Source organism: Algibacter sp. AS12 (assembly GCF_046736315.1).
Classification (GTDB): domain Bacteria; phylum Bacteroidota; class Bacteroidia; order Flavobacteriales; family Flavobacteriaceae; genus Algibacter_B; species Algibacter_B amylolyticus.
Window position 1 is genome coordinate 4,030,476 of sequence record NZ_CP151841.1, and the last position, 19,919, is coordinate 4,050,394.

Sequence of the window (19,919 nt, forward strand, 5' to 3'; positions counted from 1 at the left end):
TTTAATTTTAGCATTTATAGTGAGTATAAATATTAAAATGATAATTTAAGACTATTAATTCTGAGACTTTTTATGTGTTTTCTTAATATAAAACCCTTAAATTGTAATATCTAATAATTAAATAACAACTATGGCGTTAAAAATTGTAATTTCTCATAAAACGAAGTATAAATATGATAGACCAGTTTCATTATCACCTCATATTTTTAGGTTAAGACCTGCACCACATAGCAGAACGCCCATAGAAGCTTACTCTATAAAAATTACACCCGAGAATCAATTTTTCAATTGGCAACAAGATCCTTTTGGAAATTATATGGCGCGTTTAATTTTTCCAGAAAAAACGACTGAGCTTACTATAGATGTAGAAATTATAGCCGATTTAAAAACCATAAATCCGTTCGATTTTTTTGTTGAAGAATACGCCGAAGAATACCCTTTTGTTTATAAAGAGGAAACAAAAAAGGAGTTACTACCCTATTTAGAAATTACCGACAAAGGAAAACTGCTTCAGGATTTCCTTAAAACATTAGATTATACGCCTAGAAAAACCATTTATTTTTTAATTGATATCAATCAGAAAATATATGAGTTCTTAAATTATAACATCAGGATGGATCCCGGTGTACAAACCTGCGAAGAAACATTAGATAGTAAAAGTGGCTCTTGTCGCGATTATGCTTGGTTATTTGTGCAAACCTTGCGCCATTTAGGTTTTGGTGCGCGCTTTGTATCTGGTTATTTGGTGCAATTAAAATCTGATGAAAAATCATTAGATGGCCCATCTGGACCTGAAGAAGATTTTACCGATTTGCACGCATGGGCAGAAGTGTATTTGCCTGGTGCGGGTTGGATTGGATTCGATGCGACCTCTGGTTTATTAGCTGGCGAAGGACATATTCCATTAGCCTGTACGCCTACTTTTGAAAGCGCTGCGCCTGTTACCGGAATGTCCGATGTTTGCGAAACAGAGTTCTTTTTTGAAAACTCCGTAAAACGTATTTTCGAATCGCCTAGAGTTACCAAACCTTATACAGAAGAGCAATGGAACGCTATTTACAAACTAGGTTTTAAAGTAGAAAAACAATTAGAAAAAGGCGATGTTCGTTTAACCATGGGTGGCGAACCTACCTTTGTATCTATTGACGATATGGAATCTCCAGAATGGAATACCGATGCCGATGGTCCGCATAAAAGAGAATTAGCCAAAAACCTTTCGGCACGTCTGTATGATGAGTTTGCCAAAGGCGGTGTATTGCATCAAGCACAAGGAAAATGGTATCCCGGAGAACCTTTACCGCGTTGGTCTATAGAATTATGTTGGCGAAAAGATGGTAGAAACATTTGGCATAACAAGAAATTATTATCCTTGTTTGCAGATAATCCTATTGTTCCAGAAAATGCCGATATTCTATTCCTAGAAACCTTAACCAAACATTTAGGAATTACAGATACCACTATAGTTCCCACTTACGAGGATGCGTTCTATTTTATGTGGGAAGAAGGTAAACTACCTATAGATGTCGATCCTACAAAAGATGATGGTGCCCTATTAGTAAAAAACAAACTTAAAGAGATTCTTAAGGATGGTAAATCCAAAGCCGTTGGTTATGTATTACCATTAAATAACTCTTTAGGAACTTGGTATACAAGCGACTGGACTTTTAGAAGAAACCACTTGTTTTTAATACCCGGAAACTCCCCTATTGGTTTACGTTTACCCCTAGATTCTTTAATACGAAAACCAGAACATGGCGAATTCCCGCAGTTCGTGGCCGATAATTTTTCCGTAAAAGGACGACTACCAAGTTTCAAAAAAACAGCGGCCACACGATACGACAATGTAGTAAACAATGGTGCTCCAATAGATAACACCTATTTTATTCGAACCGCATTATGTTCAGAAGTTCGAGATGGTAAATTATACTTATTCTTACCTCCAATGGACTCTGCCGAAATATTTTTAGACCTTATTGCTTCCATTGAAGCTACAGCAAAAAAATTAGACTTGCCCGTTATTTTAGAAGGTTACGATCCTCCAAAAGATCATAGATTAGAATCTATGAAAGTCACTCCAGATCCAGGAGTTATCGAAATAAATGTACATCCTGCCAAAAACTGGGAAGAGTTAACACATAACACCTTAACGCTATACAAACTCGCTAAACAATCCAGATTGGGTACCGAAAAGTTCATGCTCGATGGTAAGCATACTGGTACAGGTGGCGGAAACCACGTGACTTTAGGTGGTGTATCACCAGCCGATAGTCCTCTACTTCGTAAACCTAGTTTATTACGTAGTTTACTAACCTTTTGGCAACATCACCCAGGACTTTCGTATTTATTCTCAGGGGCATTTATTGGTGCCACAAGTCAAGCACCACGAATAGACGAAGCCCGTATGGAAAATCTATACGAACTCGAAATAGCCTTTAGTCAAATACCAAAAGATGGCGAAGTCCCATTTTGGTTAACCGATAGGTTGTTTCGCCATTTACTAACCGATTTAACAGGAAACACACACCGTGCAGAATTCTGTATCGATAAATTATATTCACCAGACTCTTCTTCAGGGCGTTTGGGTATCCTCGAACTTCGGGCTTTCGATATGCCACCGCATCCACAAATGAGTTTAATGCAAAACCTATTAGTAAGAACGCTAGTAGCGTGGTTCTGGAAAAAACCATACGAGCATGATTTAGTGCGTTGGGGAACAGAATTACACGATAAATTCCTAATCGAGCATTATGTAAGAGAAGATATTAAGGATATTGTAGAGCAACTTAACAGAGCCGGATATAAATTTCAAGAAGATTGGTTCAACCCTTTCTTCGAGTTTAGGTTCCCGCTTCACGGTATGGTTCAAATCAATAATGTGCATTTAGAGTTACGTGCTGCTATCGAGCCTTGGAATGTATTAGGCGAAGAAATGACAGGTGGCGGAACCGCTAGATATGTCGATTCTTCCGTAGAGCGAATTCAAGTAAAAGTCAATCATTTTATCGAAGAACGTTTTGTACTTACCTGTAACGGCGTAAAAGTGCAATTAAACAGCACCGGTATAAAAGGCGAATATGTTGCTGGCGTGCGTTACAAAGCATGGAATCCGCACTCGTCGTTACATCCAACCATCGATGTAGATACGCCATTGGTTTTCGATATCGTAGATACCTGGAACAAACGCTCCATTGGCGGTTGCACCTATTATGTGGCGCATCCTGGAGGCCGTTCGTACGAAAGTTATCCGGTAAACAGTTACGAAGCCGAATCGCGACGCATTAACCGTTTCTGGGAATTTGGGCACACTCAAGGTACCATCGAAGAAAAGGAAAGCATCATGCAAGGTGGCGAAAGTACATCGAAAGTCGAAAAACAAGAAAGCTCTAAAAAGTTTAGCTACAAAGAGCTGCCAATTAATTTCGAATTTCCTTACACGCTCGATTTGCGTAAAAAATAAAGTCAACACCATTCCTCATAGCGCGCACATGTGTTATGAGGAATGGTTATTACCATTACATCCTTAAGTAATTTGGGCGTTACCCGAAAAGGGTCGGGCTTTCCATTGTATCTTTTTTTGCCATTTATGGCAGCAAAAAAAGGATGTCACTTCAATCCCTAACGCAATGGTGCGCACAACCCCAAATCAGTGTAATCCCAGGCTATTTTCTTTAAATAAAAAACCATATCACATCTTTAGTACTTATAACAAGATTTTGTGTTAATTTTACATTTCCATAATATCAAAAAATGCCCATTACAACTAAACCATTATTCCAGGATTACTTTTCTGATTTTAAAGGCTACGACGAGGTTTTAAAACCCGATATGTCTATCAATACAGAATGGAAAACACTGTTAAGCAAATTTTCCGAAGTCGGCACCGACAATCTTCTCTCTAAACAAGACGAGATAAATTGGCTCATGGAAGAAAATGGTGTAACCTATAACGTGTATAACGATCCACACGGTCTTAACCGTTCTTGGGGTTTAAATGTGGTACCTTATGTTATCCATCAAACCGAATGGGAATCAACCATCGAAAAAGGTATTAAACAACGCGCCGAATTATTAAACCTTATTTTAAAAGATATATATGGTAAGCGCGAACTTATAAAAAACGGTATTGTACCCGAAGAGGTTGTTCTCGCACACCGTGGCTTTTTACGTCAATGCGATCAAATTCAATATAAAACAGCAAAACAATTACAAATCTACTCGTTAGATTTAGCTCGTGGACCCGATGGCCGTATGTGGGTAGTTAGCGATCGTACGCAAGCGCCTTCTGGTATGGGTTATGCTCTAGAAAACAGGTATGCGCTTAACCGTGTCGTGCCAGATATGTTCGAAAATATTAATGTTAAACAACCATTAGCGTTTTTTAACGATTTAAAACAAATGCTAATTGATGCTGCTCCGCAAAACCAGAGCAACCCCAATATAGTTATCCTTACCCCTGGTCCGCATAACGAAACGTATTTCGAGCATTCGTATCTCGCTTCGTTTTTGGGATATCCTCTAGTAATGGGTAGCGATTTAGTGGTGCGTAATGGTAAGTTATGGCTTAAAACACTTAAAAAACTAAAGCAGGTCGATGTTGTTTTAAGACGTGTAGACGATGCTTTTATGGATCCTTTAGAATTACGAGAAGATTCCTATTTAGGCGTTGCAGGTTTACTAGAAGTGGTAAGAGAGCAACAAGTAGCTGTAGTAAATCCTATTGGTTCTGGTATTTTAGATAATTCGGGCCTAATTCCGTTTATGAATGCCATTTGCAAGTACTTTTTTAAAGAACCTTTAATACTACCGCAAATTGCATCGTGGTGGTGCGGACAAAAAAAGGAATTCGATTATGTTATTGAGCATTTAAAGGATTTAGTTGTAAAACGTATAGACCGCTCTAACCGAGAAAATATTTATTTCTGTGAGTTTCTAGACGACGATGCGCTTAAAAAATTAAAAGACGAAATTGCCTTAGCACCTTATCAATTTGTGGCTCAGGAAAAAATATCATTTTCAACAGCACCAAATTTTGTAAAAGGCAAATTAGAACCTCGTAAGGTATCGTGTCGTACTTTTGCCATTGCTAAAAAAGATGGTTACAGCGTTATGCCTGGTGGTTTAGTGCGTGTTGCGGCCGATAGAAAAAAGATTTTTGTATCCAATCAACGTGGAGGTATAAGTAAAGATTTCTGGATAGTTTCAGATGCTGTTCAAAACCCGTTACGTAATTACGCTTGGGATTCGTCATCAAACAATACCATTTCAGATATTAATGATTTATCGAGTAACACTGCCGAAAACCTATTTTGGTCGGGGCGTTATTTAGGGCGTTCATTAGTTACCGCTCGTTACTTACGCGTAGTACTCAATAGAATGAATCAAGAAAAATCTACAACACGTAAATCAGATTCAGATACCTTAATTTTACTGTTTCAATCTATAACCAACATCACCTCCACCTTTCCAGGGTTTGTTGGCGAAGGTGCCGAAGTGCGATTAAAAGATCCTTTAAAGGAAATTTTATCTTTAATAAAAGACGAAACACGTATTGGTAGCTTAGCACAAACCATGAATAGCTTTAACAACGCTTATTACTCGTTAAGAAGCTTATGGTCTAAAGACATGTGGCGCGTTTTTGATGGCATTAAAAAACAATGGGAAAACTTTTTAGGAACTAAAGACTTTTCAATTAATAAACTTATAAAATTTCTAGACCGTATTATAACACGCCTTATTGCTTTTATGGCACTTATTGAAGAAAGCATATTAGTAAACCAAGGCTTATTATTATATTTTATTGGCTTGCAAACCGAACAATCGATGATGCACGTCGAGAAATGCCGATCGCTACTGGTTATAAACTACGAAGAGCAAGTACAATACGAAGTTTTAGAAGCCTTTTTAAACAGTAACGAAAGTCTTAATATTTACAGATACAGTTACCGCTCGTACCTAAGTGTAGAAAACGTAATTAAACTATTATTGCTAGATAAGGATTATGCTAAATCCTTAACCTACAAAATTACACGTATAGAAAAGGATGTCAACAAACTCCCCTATTCCCAAGGCTCTAACGCTGTTACGGCTTGTAAAGCAAAAATTTTAAAAGCGCATACTAAAATAGAAAGTTTAAATATAGAGCATCTTTTAAAGTTAAACGACGACCATACCATACGACAAAATCTAGATGATGCCTTAGCCGAAATTAGCGAGTTATTGCATGAAACATCTATGGAGGTTTCAAATACCTATTTTAACCACTCGTACGCTCAAAAACAATTGACGAACCAAAACTTTCCACTACAATAACCATGTTATATCAAATATCGCATACAACAAGTTATATATATGAAGTTGGTGTAACCTTCTGCCATAATATTGCCACCATAAAACCTAAGGATATGTTGGGACAAAAAGTGGTGGATTATAAACTAGAAATTAGTCCAACGCCAACAGAATTCTCTGAGAAACTGGACTTTTTTGGTAATACTATTACGCGGTTCTCTATACAAGAGCAGCATAAAACATTAAAAGTAACCGCGCTAAGTAAAATACTACGTGATCATACTCTAGAACCAGATATTTATAAATCGGAAAGTGGTCAAAAAATGACCTTAATAGAAGCTTTAGCAGCGCTAAAAACAGAAAATCGAGGCCATTTAGATGTAAAACAGTTTGTACTAGAATCTATTTTAATAGCCAATATATCTAAAGATATTAGGGCTTACGCCGAAGTATCTTTTAAACCCAATCGTCCTATTTTTGAAGCAGCTTACGAGCTCATGGAACGCATTTTTAAAGATTTTGAATTTAACTCCAATGTTACAAACGTAGCAACGCCTATACATGAGGTTATGGTTAACAAAAAAGGGGTTTGTCAAGATTTTGCACAAATAGCTATTGCTTGTATTCGTTCGGTAGGATTGCCAGCACGTTATGTTAGCGGTTATATTGAAACCTTACCACCTCCAGGAAAAGAAAAGCTAGTTGGTACCGATGCTTCTCATGCTTGGTTTTCAATTTATATCCCTTCGTTTGGCTGGGTAGATTTCGATCCAACAAACAACCAAATACCAAAAGACCAACATATTGTTGTGGCTTATGGCCGCGATTATTATGATGTGCCGCCTTTAAAAGGTGTTATATATAGTTCGGGAGCCAATAAAATGAAAGTGGCTGTAGATATTCGTCCTGCGGTTTAGGATAGCTTTTATGAATTAGTTTTTTGGCTAACATAAGCCTCTTGTTTGTGCCAATGAACAAACTAAAAACACTTTTTATAATCACATCGTGGATAAAAACACAAACTTTAGGAAATATTATAATCGAAGTACTGAAAACAATACTATTAACCAACGATTTGGCCTAACGAACCTGTTGGTTTCGGAGTCAATTCAAAAACAAAATCAGGTTTAATAAACTCTTCTTTTCTATGAGAAACGTATATAATGGCTGTTTCGCTATCTTTTGCAATTTTGTTTACCAATTCGGAGAATAGTTTGGCATCGGCATCGTCCAGTCCGTTTGTGGGCTCGTCTAAAATAAGTAATAGTGGGTGTTTAACCATCGCTCTTGCTATTAGCACTAATCGCTTATGGCCGTTCGAAAGAAACTGAAAGCTTTTATCTTTAATATGCAACATATTTAAAAGAGATAGCCATTGATGGGCAATATTAATTTGCCTATCGGTTGGATGCTTGTAAAGCCCTACAGAGTCTAAAAAGCCAGAAACAATCATGCTTTCTATGGTGTCTCTGCGTTTAAAACCGCGTAACATTTCGGAAGTATAAAAGCCTATATTTTTTTTAATATCCCAAACGGTTTCTCCACTCCCCTTTTTTATTCCAAATAATCGCATATCGACCATATAGCCTTTTGGGTTATCGCCAGATATTAACGACAGTATAGTGCTCTTCCCAGAGCCATTAGGCCCAATAAGTTGCCAAAACTCGCCGTGTTTAATTTCCCAAGAGATGTTGTTTAGTATAGGCCGTTCGCCATAACTAACCGATACGTTACTAAGTTGTATTAACGGGTTAAACGTTTCCCTTTGGGTTTGGTAAGGTTGTGGTAATTGTTGCGTGAAGTTTTTATGAGTGTCTTGTGTAGTGGGCACATATAGTTTAGGCTCGCCATTTTCGATGACATAAACAGTGTCTATAAACTCTAATATATCGCGCTTTCTTGTTGAAAGCTGGATAATAATGACCCTTTCGCTTAAATTACTAAGTGTGTTTTTAATTCTAGATTGCGCTGCCACATCTAAACAATCGAAAACATTATCTAAAACAATATAATCGGGTTTAGATTCTAGAATATGGTTAAGTAAAGCGCGTTTACGCTCGCCTTCGGATGAATTATTAAGGCTATTTTTGGTTGCCGTTTTTACATCGTACTGTCCATGACGCAGTTCTTGCTCTATAAAGGCATTTATAGTAAACTCCGAAAATATTGCGCCTTTTAAATGGTTTAAATCACTAAACCACTGGCCAGTTGTTATGGCTTTAATAAGCTCTGGCTTACGCGCTGTATTAGATATGTAAAATGCTTTATGTTTTGGCACCCGTTTTTTAACCTATAAGTTTTGAGTATGAAAAGGTACTAAACCATCAATTGGTCTGCGAATAAAATTGCCAACGGTAAAGCCCATTTCTTCTGCAACTTCTTTGATTTCTTTTTGAGCAAAAAACGCGATAGATCCTGCAAAATGCACAGGTACGGTTTTAAGTTCGTCCTTATACTGCATAATCATGTTTTTAGAAAATACACGAATACCTTCTTTTATAAGGTTTATGGTGTACTCTGAATCTTTCTGTAAAAACATAAACTCTGCAAAGTTTGCTAAGTATGCATTAGGACTTGGTTGTTTGTATAGGTTGTATTTTATAAAATCGGCCTCCATGTTAAATTTAGCACCAAAAGCTATCCTTACATTTTCTGGCATGTGATTAAAGTAATAATCTCTAATTAACTGCTTACCGTAGTAATTACCAGAAGCATCATCCATTAAAGTATAACCAAGCGATATAACGCGTTGGTGAAGGGTTTCGCCATCGTAATAACTACAGTTGGATCCTGTACCTAAAATACAAACCACTGCAGCCTCGGTTGGCGTGTTAATAGTAGAATACACTGCTGCTAAAGTATCTTCATTAACTTCAACATGTGCATTAGGAAATACATCTTTTAAAACTGTGCTTAACAATTCTTTAGCATTTTCTGTACCGCAACCAGCACCATAGAAAAAGAGGTGTGTTACATTGTCTTTATTCGTTTTTAATTCTTTACTCTTTAAGATTCTTTTCTTAAGCTTTTTTTCGTTTAAAATTGCTGGGTTTAATCCTTTGGTACGGATTTTATCCATTAATTTATTACCATCACTATCTACAGCTAACCAATCTGATTTTGTAGAACCACTATCAATAATTAGAATCATAAGTTTAAATTTTTAAAAAGAAAATAGACCGCTTTGCTATTAAAAATAAAAACAAAGCCTTGTTTGTAACTGGGTTACAATCTTGAATTTATTACATAAAAAAATCCACAGCATTACCCTATTGAGTAATACTGTGGAAATATATAAATAAATTATTTTAAAGACCCGATATGTTGAGCTAAATCAATTAATTTAGTTGAATAACCAAACTCGTTATCATACCAAGATACTAATTTTACAAAACCATCATTTAATGCCATACTTGCGTTAGCATCGAAAGTACTTGTTTTTGGCTCTGACACGAAATCTTGAGATACAACACCTTCTTCAGTATAACCTAAAACACCAGCTAATTCACCTTCTGAAGCTTCTTTTAAAGCCGCTTTAACTTCTGCCCATGGAGCTGGACGCTCTAAACGACACGTTAAATCTACCACAGATACATCAACAGTAGGGATTCTGAAAGCCATACCAGTTAATTTTCCGTTTAATTCAGGAATTACTTTACCAACAGCTTTAGCAGCTCCAGTTGAAGCAGGTACGATGTTGTTTAAAGATGCACGACCTAAACGGTAATCTTTTCTTGAAACACCATCAACAGTTGATTGTGTAGCAGTTGCAGCGTGAACAGTTGTCATTAAACCTTCAGCAATTCCGAATTTATCGTTAATTACTTTAGCTAATGGCGCTAAACAATTAGTAGTACAAGATGCGTTAGATACGATAGTATCAGCAGCAGTAATTTGCTTGTGGTTTACACCCATAACAAACATTGGTGCATCTGCAGATGGTGCAGAAATAGCCACTTTTTTAGCTCCAGCAGTAATGTGCTTTTGTGCACCTTCTAAAGTTGTGAAGATACCAGTACAATCTAAAACAACGTCTGCTCCAATAGCATCCCATTTTAAATCTTCTGGGTTACGTTCTGCAGTAACTCTAATTGTATTTCCGTTTACTACTAAGTTACCATCTTTAGTTTCGATAGTTCCATCAAACTGTCCGTGAACAGAATCGAATTTTAATAAGTAAGCTAAATGATCTACATCTAATAAATCATTAATTCCTACTACTTCAATATCATTTGATCTAGAAGCTGCTACTCTAAAAGCAATTCTACCTATTCTACCAAATCCGTTAATTCCAATTTTTAATTTTGACATAATCGTGTTTATAAATGTTAAGTGCTCATGATATCTGAGACACGCAATAATTCTAAGTTTATTTTAGTTTTTCCTTTAATGGCATTATCTAATGGTGTAAGCTCCATTTTTCCGTTTAGTAAACCAACCATATAATTGGTTTGTCCGTTTAATAACGACTCTACAGCTTTTACACCCATTCTACTAGCAAGAACCCTATCGAAACAAGATGGTGCTCCACCACGTTGCATGTGACCAAGAACGGATACTCTAACATCGTATCCTTCCATGTTTTCATCAACGTAATCCTTTAATTCGAAAATATTCTTTCCAATTTTATCACCTTCAGCAACAATAACGATGCTTGATGATTTACCAGATTTTCTACTTCTATTTAAAGAGTCTACCAATCTTTCTAATCCTAAATCTTCTTCAGGAATAAGAATTTCTTCGGCTCCACCAGCAATACCTGCATTTAATGCGATATGACCAACATCGCGCCCCATCACTTCTATAAAGAATAAACGGTTATGCGAACTGGCTGTATCTCTAATTTTATCGATAGCTTCTACTACAGTATTTAGTGCTGTGTCGAATCCTAAGGTATGAGATGTACCAAAAATATCATTATCAATAGTTCCTGGAATACCCATTACTGGGAAACCAAACTCTTGATTAAATATAAGAGCACCTGTAAACGAACCATCTCCACCAACTACAACCAATGCATCAACTTCTGCATCAACTAAGCTTTGAAAGGCTTTTTTTCGTCCTTCTTCCGTTCTAAATCCATTAGATCTAGCCGACTTAAGAATAGTTCCTCCTTTATTAATGATACCTTTTACACTTCTGGCATCCATTTGTTTGAAATCACCTTCAATTAATCCTTCGTAACCGCGGTAAACTCCAACACATTCTATATTATGGTAAGCACAAGTTCTAACTACCGAACGTATGGCTGCGTTCATCCCTGGTGAATCCCCTCCAGAGGTTAAAACTGCTATTTTTTTTATTGTTTTTGGCATTAATTATCAATTTTAATAAAGTAAAACTACTAAACAAAACGCACATATCTATAGCAATTACAGTAAATTAACTACAGTTTAAAAACTATAACGTTTTAGTTGATAAAAAAAACTAAAGATTTACGAAACCGACCTTAAAAACTACTCTTTTTTGGCCGATGGTTGAATGGAAATGTATTCTGGTAATGGATTTTCTTCGGTAGTTTCCTCTTGAATTTCTAAACTAGGATTATCGTCCGTTTTAGATTTTTTAAAGAGCTTTTGAAGCAATTCCTTAAAGGTATCGAAATCGACATTATAAGATAATCCGACACCTTGTGTGTACCCTATATCTTCACCAAAATTTTGGATGCTATTTTCTCTATTAAATACATTGGCGGTAAGGGTGCCTTCTTCATTTAAAAGGAAATCGATTTCCACATCGCCCGCCACCACAGTACTAGTTGCTCCACCAACAGGAACCCCAACCTTACCATTTATTAGCACACGGTCGCTAATTTGAGTTTGTAGCGTAACACCAAACCTATCGTCAGTTTGATAGTCTGGTCTGTTTTGTCCGGCTTCGTAATTTAAACCTACGTTAACCTTTCCGTCTTCCGATGAAAAGATGCTGTTTAAAATACCGTTTAATCGTTCGGCAATAGTTCCTGAAGCATTTAATGCATTTAAACCGCTTGAAAATGAACCTGTAGATACTAAAAACAAGGCTTGTGTATCGCGCTCATCTTTCGATTCTAATCGGTAATTAAGCTCAGATTTTATGGTTGATGTTACATTAGGAAACTCAAAACTAAATTCTGGTACAGGTTGCTCGATATCGCCAGTAATAGCAATATTTAATTCTACCGGAATACTTCTATTAATAGGATTATCTAGTAATGGCGACGGATTTGCTTGGGTTTTATAAATAGCCAACATATCGATAGTGGTGTTTTTAAGCGGATCGCCATTCCAGGCAATAGTACCACCAGGTTGTACTATAAATTGCTTTTGAATAATACCACCATAGGCAAAATTGTAAACCCCTTCGAATACGGCAAAATCGCCCCACATATCAAACTTTCCGTTGGTGTTTATTTCTACCAGAATACCTCCAACTCCACGTCCTTTTAAGGAATGACCCGTTTCTTTATCAATGATAATTTCTACTTCGGCATCTTGGGTAACATCCAATTCGAAATCGAGCTCTAGCCCTTTTATTTCTTCATAAATTACCTCTTCGCCCATTTTACGAGCTTCTTTTTCATCTTTTGTTATAAAATGAATGTATGAGTTATCTCCAAATGACTCTGAATCGTTTAACGGGATTTTAAATACGGTTCCTTTTTTAGTTTCGCCTACCACACTTATTACCAATTGCTCGGTAGGACCATAAATACTAGCACGACCGCCAATAAAACCAGTACCGTAATATAAAGACTCTTCGGTTTCTTTAGTGTCTAGAATAAGTAATCTAGGTGTTGTAATATCTAAACCTAAATTCCATTTACCAAAATTAACATGACTTATAGAACCATCTAAAAAGCCTTTAGATTTATGTTTGGTATCGGTTAACATGATTCTATTAAACACAAAACTTTGATTTTTTAACGATACCGATGCATTGGTATTAAAATCGTAATCCACATTTAAATAAGGCACACCTAAGCCTCCGTTTTTAACTATTAAATCGCCATTAAAATCGGGTTTCTTTAAATCGCCAATAACATTAACACTACCATTGGCTTCGCCCCTAATATTTGACAATACGCCATCTAGCAAAGGATTTAAAGGTGATAGATTAAAGGCATTAAAATCGACCGTTACATTAATAGTCGATTGTTTACCAGAAACCGAAATATCTCCTTTTGCTGCAAACGAGCGTGTTATATCATTTTTAATAGTAGCATCTACAGTATAATTGGTAAGCGACTCATTACCTTTTATAGTAGCATCAAAAGATCCTAATAAGAAATCGTTAACCTTTAAATCGTCTATTACAATAGTGGAATTTGGAAGATAGCTACCGTTTTGCTGTAAAATATCCAACTTACCATTAACATTTCCTGCCAAGGATAAACTATCTATATCGGGCGTTATTTTAGCTAAATCTACATTGGTGAAATTTAGTTTTATATCCTTTTGTGTAGAGTCGCGAACAAAACCAGAAAACTTAATTTCCTCGTTATTATGGTTAACCCTAAATTTATCGATATCGAACTTAGATAGTTTTTTATCGAATGTTATTTTATGAGATTTATCTTGATCTTCATTTATATACCACTTGTTATCCTTAATAGTAATATCGGACTGTTTAAAACCTATTACCGACTCGTTAGCTTCATTTATAGTATGGTAAAAACTTAAGTTGAAGTTATCTTTATTTCGGTTTCCTCCAGAAAACTCAGACCGCATAAACAACGTATCACTAACGGTGACATTAATTAAGTTAAATTTAGAAACGTTGTAATAATTTGTACTTAAACTATCAATCTCCACATAGGTATTAAATAACGGGTTGCTATTATCGACTTGTAACTCGATATTATTAGCAAAGTTTTTTAAGTATTTAATTTTAGGCGATTTAAAGGTGAGCTTAAAATTTTCCTCCTCGCTTTCCACACGACCTCTAATAAAGGTGTTTTTGGCAAGTTCTAGTTCCGGATAAATAACTTCGACAATTTTATTATAAATTTTGAAGTTAAAATCGATACTTTGATTGGTATCTACCTCGTGCGGAATATAGTTGGTGTAAATATGACCAATAGAATTTTCGAACAGCTTTTTTAGATCTTTTAAAAAGAAATGGCCTTTTAATTCGCCTTCAATAATATCTGGGGAGATAAACTCTACGTATCGCGTATCGTCTTCAAACCTTGATGAAATATCAAACTTATCGAAAAAATAGGTATCGTTTTCGTTTTCGTATCTCGTTTTTGTAAAAGCTATTTTACCAACAGCATCATCAAAACTACTACTATTCATGTTCATTTTAACACGACTTCTAAAAATAGAAATACTATCTTTTTTAACAAAGTTAAGCGCGTTTAAATCGGCATGATCTACAATTGCCTCGAAATCGTATTTTTTTACAGTTTCAGAAAAATCTACTAATCCTGTAAAGTTTAATTTTAAGTTTTTATCGATAACGTTTAAATTTCCATCAAAAATTTTATTCTGTAAATTTCCCGCAACTTTAATGTTATGGTAATTGTATCGGTTATAAATTAGCTCGAAAACCTCTCCTTTAACTTGGGTGTCTACCTTTTCGGCTGTAAAACCTTTTCCGTTAACATCAAAATCCAAAGAACCTTTCCCAAAGTTTGGATCGTCTAAAAACACCCCAAAATCGAATTGCTCGAAAATGATCTGACCTTTATAATCGGCATTATCAATATCGTTAATTTTCGTGATTTCTAGGTTAGAATCTACAAAACCTAATTCGGTATCAATTTCAATGTCTGCTAATACTTTTGATGATGTAATTTGAGAATTCCCTCTAACGGTAAAATATCCCAATCGATCGAAAGAAGACGGTATAGCTTGGCCCAAAACATTGGGCAATAGTGCTTTTAAGTCTTTATATGTAGATGATAGGTTGCTAAAACTACCATTCATATAAAAATTATGATCCTCTTTATTAAATAGGTTTTTAAAATTAATATCACCATAAACTCTAGTTTTAGAGTTTGTATTTAACCTTAAATTGCTGGTATATAAATCGTTTAAAGTTCCCGTAACGTTTGTACTAAATGTTGCCGATTGGTTGACTCCAAATTCATTGTAAAACGTATTAAGCTCATCCAACAAAACCTTAGAGTCTTTAAAACTGGCTTCAACCTTTACTTTGTCGACAAAATATTGTAAATCCTCTCGCGCATACAAAAACTTTAAATTACCATTTAATACCGAGCTTGGTGTTTTTATTTGCAGATTTGCAAAGGTCATATCGGTTAAGGTATATGCGAAATCCGTCATCATATTTTTAACCTCTACACCTCTACTATCCTTAAAAGCTAAAGTGTTTATACGTGCGCTAACATCGCTTCCATTAATTAAAAAGTTAGTGGCGTTAATATTTAAATCTTCAAAATGAAGCACTTTGGTGGTTTCTTTGTTTTCATCGGACAGCATAAAAACACTGTTGTAAATAGAAACATCACTTGAGGATAGCAAAAAGTTGCTTTTTCCAGTTCTTGGGTTATCGCTTTCAAACCTATCGACAAAAACATCGAGGTTGGTTTGCTGCTCATCTTTATAGGTTTTAATATTAAAGAGCAAGTTTTCAATATCAATATCGCCAAAAACAAGATTGCCTTGGTATAAATTCCTGAAACTTAAAATAGATGTATTTAATTCTGTAATACTTATTAGCGTGTCTTTTTTGTAGTCTTCAATGTAAATATCTTTAATTTCTATATCTCCATTAAACTGCAAACTAACTTTATCAATATTAATGTTTGTTTTGAAATCGTCGTTTAAACGTTTGGTAGCATACTTACCTAGCCTTGTCTGAATATAAGGAATAGACAGCACCAACACCAATATGATGAATAACATTAGCAAAATACCTGCTAATTTTAAAAGTATTTTTAGAAATTTTTTGATGTCCTTAAAGTTATAACTTTATTAAGAATAAACTATTTTTGCATATACGAACGCATGTAACCACAAAGATGCTTATTCGTTTTCAAAATTAACAATTATTGTGCCTAATATTTATTAATGTCTTCACAAAATATTTACATTCTAGGAATTGAGTCGTCTTGCGATGATACTGCGGCTTCTATAATTTATAACGGACGTATTTTAAGCAATGTTATTGCCAGCCAAAAAATACATGAAGAATATGGTGGTGTTGTACCAGAATTAGCTTCTAGAGCGCACCAACAAAACATAGTTCCTGTAGTGCATCAAGCATTAGAAAAAGCAGGTATTACTAAAGATGAATTACATGCTATTGCCTTCACCAAAGGCCCAGGATTAATGGGGAGTTTATTGGTAGGCACATCGTTTGCTAAATCTTTGGCTTATGGCTTAAACATCCCGCTAATTGATGTAAACCACATGCAAGGGCATATTTTAGCACATTATATTGATGAAGATGGTTATAAAAAGCCACCTTTTCCGTTTTTAGCAATGACTATTTCTGGTGGCCATACGCAAATAGTTAGAGTAGATCACTATTTTGATATGACTGTTATTGGAGAAACCATTGATGATGCTGTTGGTGAAGCTTTTGATAAAAGTGGAAAAATTTTAGGATTGGGCTATCCTGCCGGACCAGAAATTGATAAACGTGCCGCTTTAGGAAACCCGAAAGCCTTTAAATTCACTAAACCAAAAGTGGACGGGTTAAACTTTAGTTTCTCTGGATTTAAAACTGCTGTGCTTTATTTTATACAGCGCGAGGTTAAGGCCAACCCTAATTTTATTGAAGAAAACTTAAATGATATTTGTGCCTCTATTCAATATACTATTATTGGCATTTTAATGGACAAATTAAAACTCGCCTCGAAGCAAACAGGTATTAAGCATATTGCTATTGGTGGCGGGGTTTCGGCAAATTCTGGCATTCGTAAAGCTTTAAAAGATGGCGAACAAAAATTTGGATGGACTACTTACATTCCTAAGTTTGAATTTACAACCGATAATGCCGCTATGATTGCTATTGTGGGCTATTTAAAGTTTTTAGAAGGCGATTTTGCAGAGCAGAATGTTGTGGCCTCGGCTAGATTGAAGATTTAAATATGCATCAATTATATACAAAACCATTTATTTATTTTTGGTTTGCATCGGCACTAACCATACTAACAGGTTACACCTTATTCACTAAAATTCATAGTCAAAAATTAGTATTCAATTTCCAAGAAAATTATTTTGTTATTTCCAATATTGAATTTAATATTTTTATTGGATATATTTTAGCATGTATTGGTTTAATCTACTACATACATTCAATATTCAAAATCACACTTTTTAAATATTTAACAATAAGCCATACACTATTAACCCTAGGCTGTCTTATAGTTTATTTTTTAAGTCCCATGTTTCTATTAGGCGAAAAGAAAAACTTTCCTTTATTTGATAATGAAACTTCCATTGATCATTTTATAATCATTATTGGAAGTATTGCTACATTGGTTCAACTTATTCTAATTTCTAATTCTATAATTAGCTCCATAAAATGTTTAAGGCAAAAAATTAAGTTATAAACAACATCTTCTTGAAAACTTATTGATTTTTTTTTAAATGCTCCATTTTTACTTATAAATTTGAAAATTGAAATTAAAACCTACTCTTATGTTAAAAAAATCACTCCTTATATTCTTAATTAGCACAGTCTTTGTAAACGCTCAAACTTCGGTTGAAAAAGATTTAGAAATTCTGGAAACTACAGAGCAAGCCGAAATCTATTTAAAAACGAATAAGTCTAAAAAAAACAAATTAATTACCTTTAACGAAGAGAAGCATAAAACAATTTTAGCTAAAGAACTCTTTAAACTTGGTATTGGAGGTAAAAAAGTTAACGACGGCGAGTTCGAAAAAACGTATTACAAAGTCGTAAATAAAACTAAAAATAATTACGAGAGATTATCTTACATCTATTTAGATGGCTCTAAATATAAATTAGAAGAAATAAACACCCTACGCGACAAAATTATAGCTAAATATCACAATGGCGCGCCTTTCGATTTTTTAGCAAAACAATACTCTATGGATGCTAACGCAAAAAAAGGTGGCGATTTAGGATGGTTTTTAAAGGAAGAAACTCACCCTGCTTTTGAAGCTAACGTATTTGGCGAACCTCATGAGTTAAACGATATCTTTACAGTGGATGTGCCTTCGGAAAATTGGTACTATGTTATTTTAAAAACGCACGAACCAAAAGAAATTTTAGAAATTGACGTTTTAAAAATAGTTGAATCTAAATTATAATGCAACTTTTTTATAGCCCAGACATAACAGAAGAAACCGCGCTTTTCACTTTTAATAGAGATGAAAGCAAACACATTGTAAAAGTGTTGCGTAAAACCATGGGCGACACGCTATACATAACAAATGGTAATGGTTGGTTATTTACTGCAGAAATTTCGGTTCCAAATATTAATAAATGTACAGCAAATATTGTTTCGAAAGTACTACAACGTAAACGCAATTACAGCTTGCATTTGGCTGTGGCGCCAACTAAAATGAACGATCGTTACGAATGGTTTTTAGAAAAGGCTTCCGAAATAGGAATAGACAGCATTACACCTATAATTTGCGACCATAGCGAACGTAAAGTAATAAAACCAGAACGTTTTGAGCGTATTTTGCAATCGGCCATGAAACAATCGTTAAGTTGTTATTTACCAAAATTACACGAAGCCATTTCGTTTCAAGATTTTATTGAGCAAGATTTTAAAACCGAAAGGTTTATTGCGCATTGCGAGGAAACCGATAAAAAATCATTAAAACAACAGTTAAAACCTGGTTCTAACATTACTATTTTAATTGGACCCGAAGGTGATTTTTCTGTTAAAGAAATAGCCAAAGCACTAAAAAACAATTTTATTCCTGTAACTTTGGGTGAAACTAGATTGCGAACAGAAACAGCTGCTATTGTAGCCTGTCATTCGGTAGCGTTTACAAACGAATAATTTTCTATGAAATTATATTTATCTCTTTTCTCATGCCTTTTTGCTCTTTTCGTTTTTAGTCAAGATTTAGCTATTTTAAAATACAAAGGTGGTGGCGATTGGTACGGAAACCCTACAGCTTTACCTAATCTTATTAACTACTGCAACACCAATTTAAGAACTAAAATAAACCCGAAACCCGAAACCGTTGAAACCGGAAGCACCGATATTTTTCAGTATCCGTTATTACATATGACAGGCCACGGAAATGTGTTTTTTAGTGACACAGATGCCGAAAACCTGCGTAATTATTTAATGTCTGGTGGTTTTTTACATATTGACGATAACTACGGCATGCAGCCTTACATAACCAAAGAACTTAAAAAAGTATTTCCGGATAAAGATTTGGTAGAATTACCAAATAACCATCCTATTTTTAATTATGCTTTTAAATTCCCCAATGGCCTACCAAAAATACACGAACACGATGGCAAACGTCCGCAAGCTTTTGGCATTTTTAATGAAGACCGTTTGATATTATTATTCACCTATGAAAGTGATTTGGGTGATGGTTGGGAAGACCCAGAAGTGCATAACGACCCCGCCGAAGTAAGAGAAAAAGCACTTAAAATGGGTGCTAACATTATTAAATATGCTTTTGAAAATTAGAAAATAAGCCCCAAAGTGGCCAAACTAAACTGAATTCTGCAAACTGAAT

13 protein-coding genes are annotated in these 19,919 nt (G+C 35.1%); 8 read left to right on the top strand and 5 right to left on the bottom strand.

Annotated features, from left to right (window positions below; genetic code table 11):
• Nucleotides 1-130 precede the first annotated feature (130 nt).
• The 3 genes from AAFN75_RS16420 (at nt 131) to AAFN75_RS16430 (ending at nt 7,202) form a co-directional block, all read left to right on the top strand.
• Nucleotides 131-3,457: a DUF2126 domain-containing protein gene (locus AAFN75_RS16420; protein WP_411807383.1), complete on the top strand. Its 3,327-nt coding sequence runs from the start codon at nt 131-133 to the stop codon at nt 3,455-3,457.
• Between the two features lie 290 nt (nt 3,458-3,747).
• A complete protein-coding gene (locus AAFN75_RS16425) occupies nt 3,748-6,309 on the top strand; it encodes a circularly permuted type 2 ATP-grasp protein (protein WP_411807384.1) in 2,562 nt (853 codons plus the stop codon).
• Between the two features lie 2 nt (nt 6,310-6,311).
• On the top strand, nt 6,312-7,202 hold the full coding sequence (locus tag AAFN75_RS16430; RefSeq protein ID WP_411807386.1) for a transglutaminase family protein: 891 nt from the start codon (nt 6,312-6,314) through the stop codon (nt 7,200-7,202).
• Between the two features lie 146 nt (nt 7,203-7,348).
• On the opposite strand, the gene AAFN75_RS16435 is transcribed toward AAFN75_RS16430, so the two are convergent.
• From AAFN75_RS16435 to AAFN75_RS16455, 5 genes are all read right to left on the bottom strand, one after another.
• Nucleotides 7,349-8,563: an ATP-binding cassette domain-containing protein gene (locus AAFN75_RS16435; RefSeq protein ID WP_411807387.1), complete on the bottom strand. Its 1,215-nt coding sequence runs from the start codon at nt 8,561-8,563 to the stop codon at nt 7,349-7,351.
• 12 nt (nt 8,564-8,575) lie between these two features.
• Nucleotides 8,576-9,436 (bottom strand): N-acetylglucosamine kinase, encoded by an 861-nt coding sequence (locus AAFN75_RS16440; protein ID WP_411807388.1) that lies wholly within the window; start codon nt 9,434-9,436, stop codon nt 8,576-8,578.
• A gap of 152 nt (nt 9,437-9,588) precedes the next feature.
• Nucleotides 9,589-10,596 carry a type I glyceraldehyde-3-phosphate dehydrogenase gene (gene gap / locus AAFN75_RS16445; protein ID WP_144118100.1) on the bottom strand — a complete coding sequence of 336 codons (1,008 nt, stop codon included), beginning with the start codon at nt 10,594-10,596 and terminating at the stop codon, nt 9,589-9,591.
• A gap of 17 nt (nt 10,597-10,613) precedes the next feature.
• Nucleotides 10,614-11,600, bottom strand: coding sequence for a 6-phosphofructokinase (gene pfkA, locus AAFN75_RS16450; RefSeq protein ID WP_411807389.1), 987 nt, complete (start codon nt 11,598-11,600; stop codon nt 10,614-10,616).
• A 141-nt stretch (nt 11,601-11,741) separates the two neighbouring features.
• Nucleotides 11,742-16,139, bottom strand: coding sequence for a translocation/assembly module TamB domain-containing protein (locus tag AAFN75_RS16455; protein WP_411807390.1), 4,398 nt, complete (start codon nt 16,137-16,139; stop codon nt 11,742-11,744).
• Nucleotides 16,140-16,304: 165 nt separating this feature from the next.
• On the opposite strand from AAFN75_RS16455, the gene tsaD reads away from it, so the two are divergent.
• The 5 genes from tsaD (at nt 16,305) to AAFN75_RS16480 (ending at nt 19,870) form a co-directional block, all read left to right on the top strand.
• Nucleotides 16,305-17,327: a tRNA (adenosine(37)-N6)-threonylcarbamoyltransferase complex transferase subunit TsaD gene (gene tsaD / locus AAFN75_RS16460; protein WP_411807391.1), complete on the top strand. Its 1,023-nt coding sequence runs from the start codon at nt 16,305-16,307 to the stop codon at nt 17,325-17,327.
• 2 nt (nt 17,328-17,329) lie between these two features.
• Entirely contained in the window at nt 17,330-17,794 is a 465-nt protein-coding gene (locus AAFN75_RS16465) for a hypothetical protein (protein ID WP_411807392.1), read from the top strand.
• An 88-nt stretch (nt 17,795-17,882) separates the two neighbouring features.
• Nucleotides 17,883-18,518 (top strand): peptidylprolyl isomerase, encoded by a 636-nt coding sequence (locus AAFN75_RS16470; RefSeq protein ID WP_411807393.1) that lies wholly within the window; start codon nt 17,883-17,885, stop codon nt 18,516-18,518.
• Entirely contained in the window at nt 18,518-19,222 is a 705-nt protein-coding gene (locus AAFN75_RS16475) for a 16S rRNA (uracil(1498)-N(3))-methyltransferase (RefSeq protein WP_411807394.1), read from the top strand. Before AAFN75_RS16470 ends, AAFN75_RS16475 begins: the two co-directional genes overlap by 1 nt.
• A 6-nt stretch (nt 19,223-19,228) precedes the next feature.
• Nucleotides 19,229-19,870 (top strand): DUF4159 domain-containing protein, encoded by a 642-nt coding sequence (locus tag AAFN75_RS16480; protein WP_411807395.1) that lies wholly within the window; start codon nt 19,229-19,231, stop codon nt 19,868-19,870.
• Nucleotides 19,871-19,919 lie beyond the last annotated feature (49 nt).

Excerpts from the sequence above, each read along its gene's own strand:
- AAFN75_RS16420 (WP_411807383.1), top strand. The coding sequence starts at position 131 with ATGGCGTTAAAAATTGTAATTTCTCATAAAACGAAGTATAAATATGAT.
- AAFN75_RS16425 (WP_411807384.1), top strand. The coding sequence starts at position 3,748 with ATGCCCATTACAACTAAACCATTATTCCAGGATTACTTTTCTGATTTT.
- AAFN75_RS16430 (WP_411807386.1), top strand. The coding sequence starts at position 6,312 with ATGTTATATCAAATATCGCATACAACAAGTTATATATATGAAGTTGGT.
- AAFN75_RS16440 (WP_411807388.1), bottom strand. The coding sequence starts at position 9,436 with ATGATTCTAATTATTGATAGTGGTTCTACAAAATCAGATTGGTTAGCT.
- gap (WP_144118100.1), bottom strand. The coding sequence starts at position 10,596 with ATGTCAAAATTAAAAATTGGAATTAACGGATTTGGTAGAATAGGTAGA.
- pfkA (WP_411807389.1), bottom strand. The coding sequence starts at position 11,600 with ATGCCAAAAACAATAAAAAAAATAGCAGTTTTAACCTCTGGAGGGGAT.
- AAFN75_RS16455 (WP_411807390.1), bottom strand. The coding sequence starts at position 16,139 with ATGTTATTCATCATATTGGTGTTGGTGCTGTCTATTCCTTATATTCAG.
- tsaD (WP_411807391.1), top strand. The coding sequence starts at position 16,305 with ATGTCTTCACAAAATATTTACATTCTAGGAATTGAGTCGTCTTGCGAT.
- AAFN75_RS16465 (WP_411807392.1), top strand. The coding sequence starts at position 17,330 with ATGCATCAATTATATACAAAACCATTTATTTATTTTTGGTTTGCATCG.
- AAFN75_RS16470 (WP_411807393.1), top strand. The coding sequence starts at position 17,883 with ATGTTAAAAAAATCACTCCTTATATTCTTAATTAGCACAGTCTTTGTA.
- AAFN75_RS16475 (WP_411807394.1), top strand. The coding sequence starts at position 18,518 with ATGCAACTTTTTTATAGCCCAGACATAACAGAAGAAACCGCGCTTTTC.
- AAFN75_RS16480 (WP_411807395.1), top strand. The coding sequence starts at position 19,229 with ATGAAATTATATTTATCTCTTTTCTCATGCCTTTTTGCTCTTTTCGTT.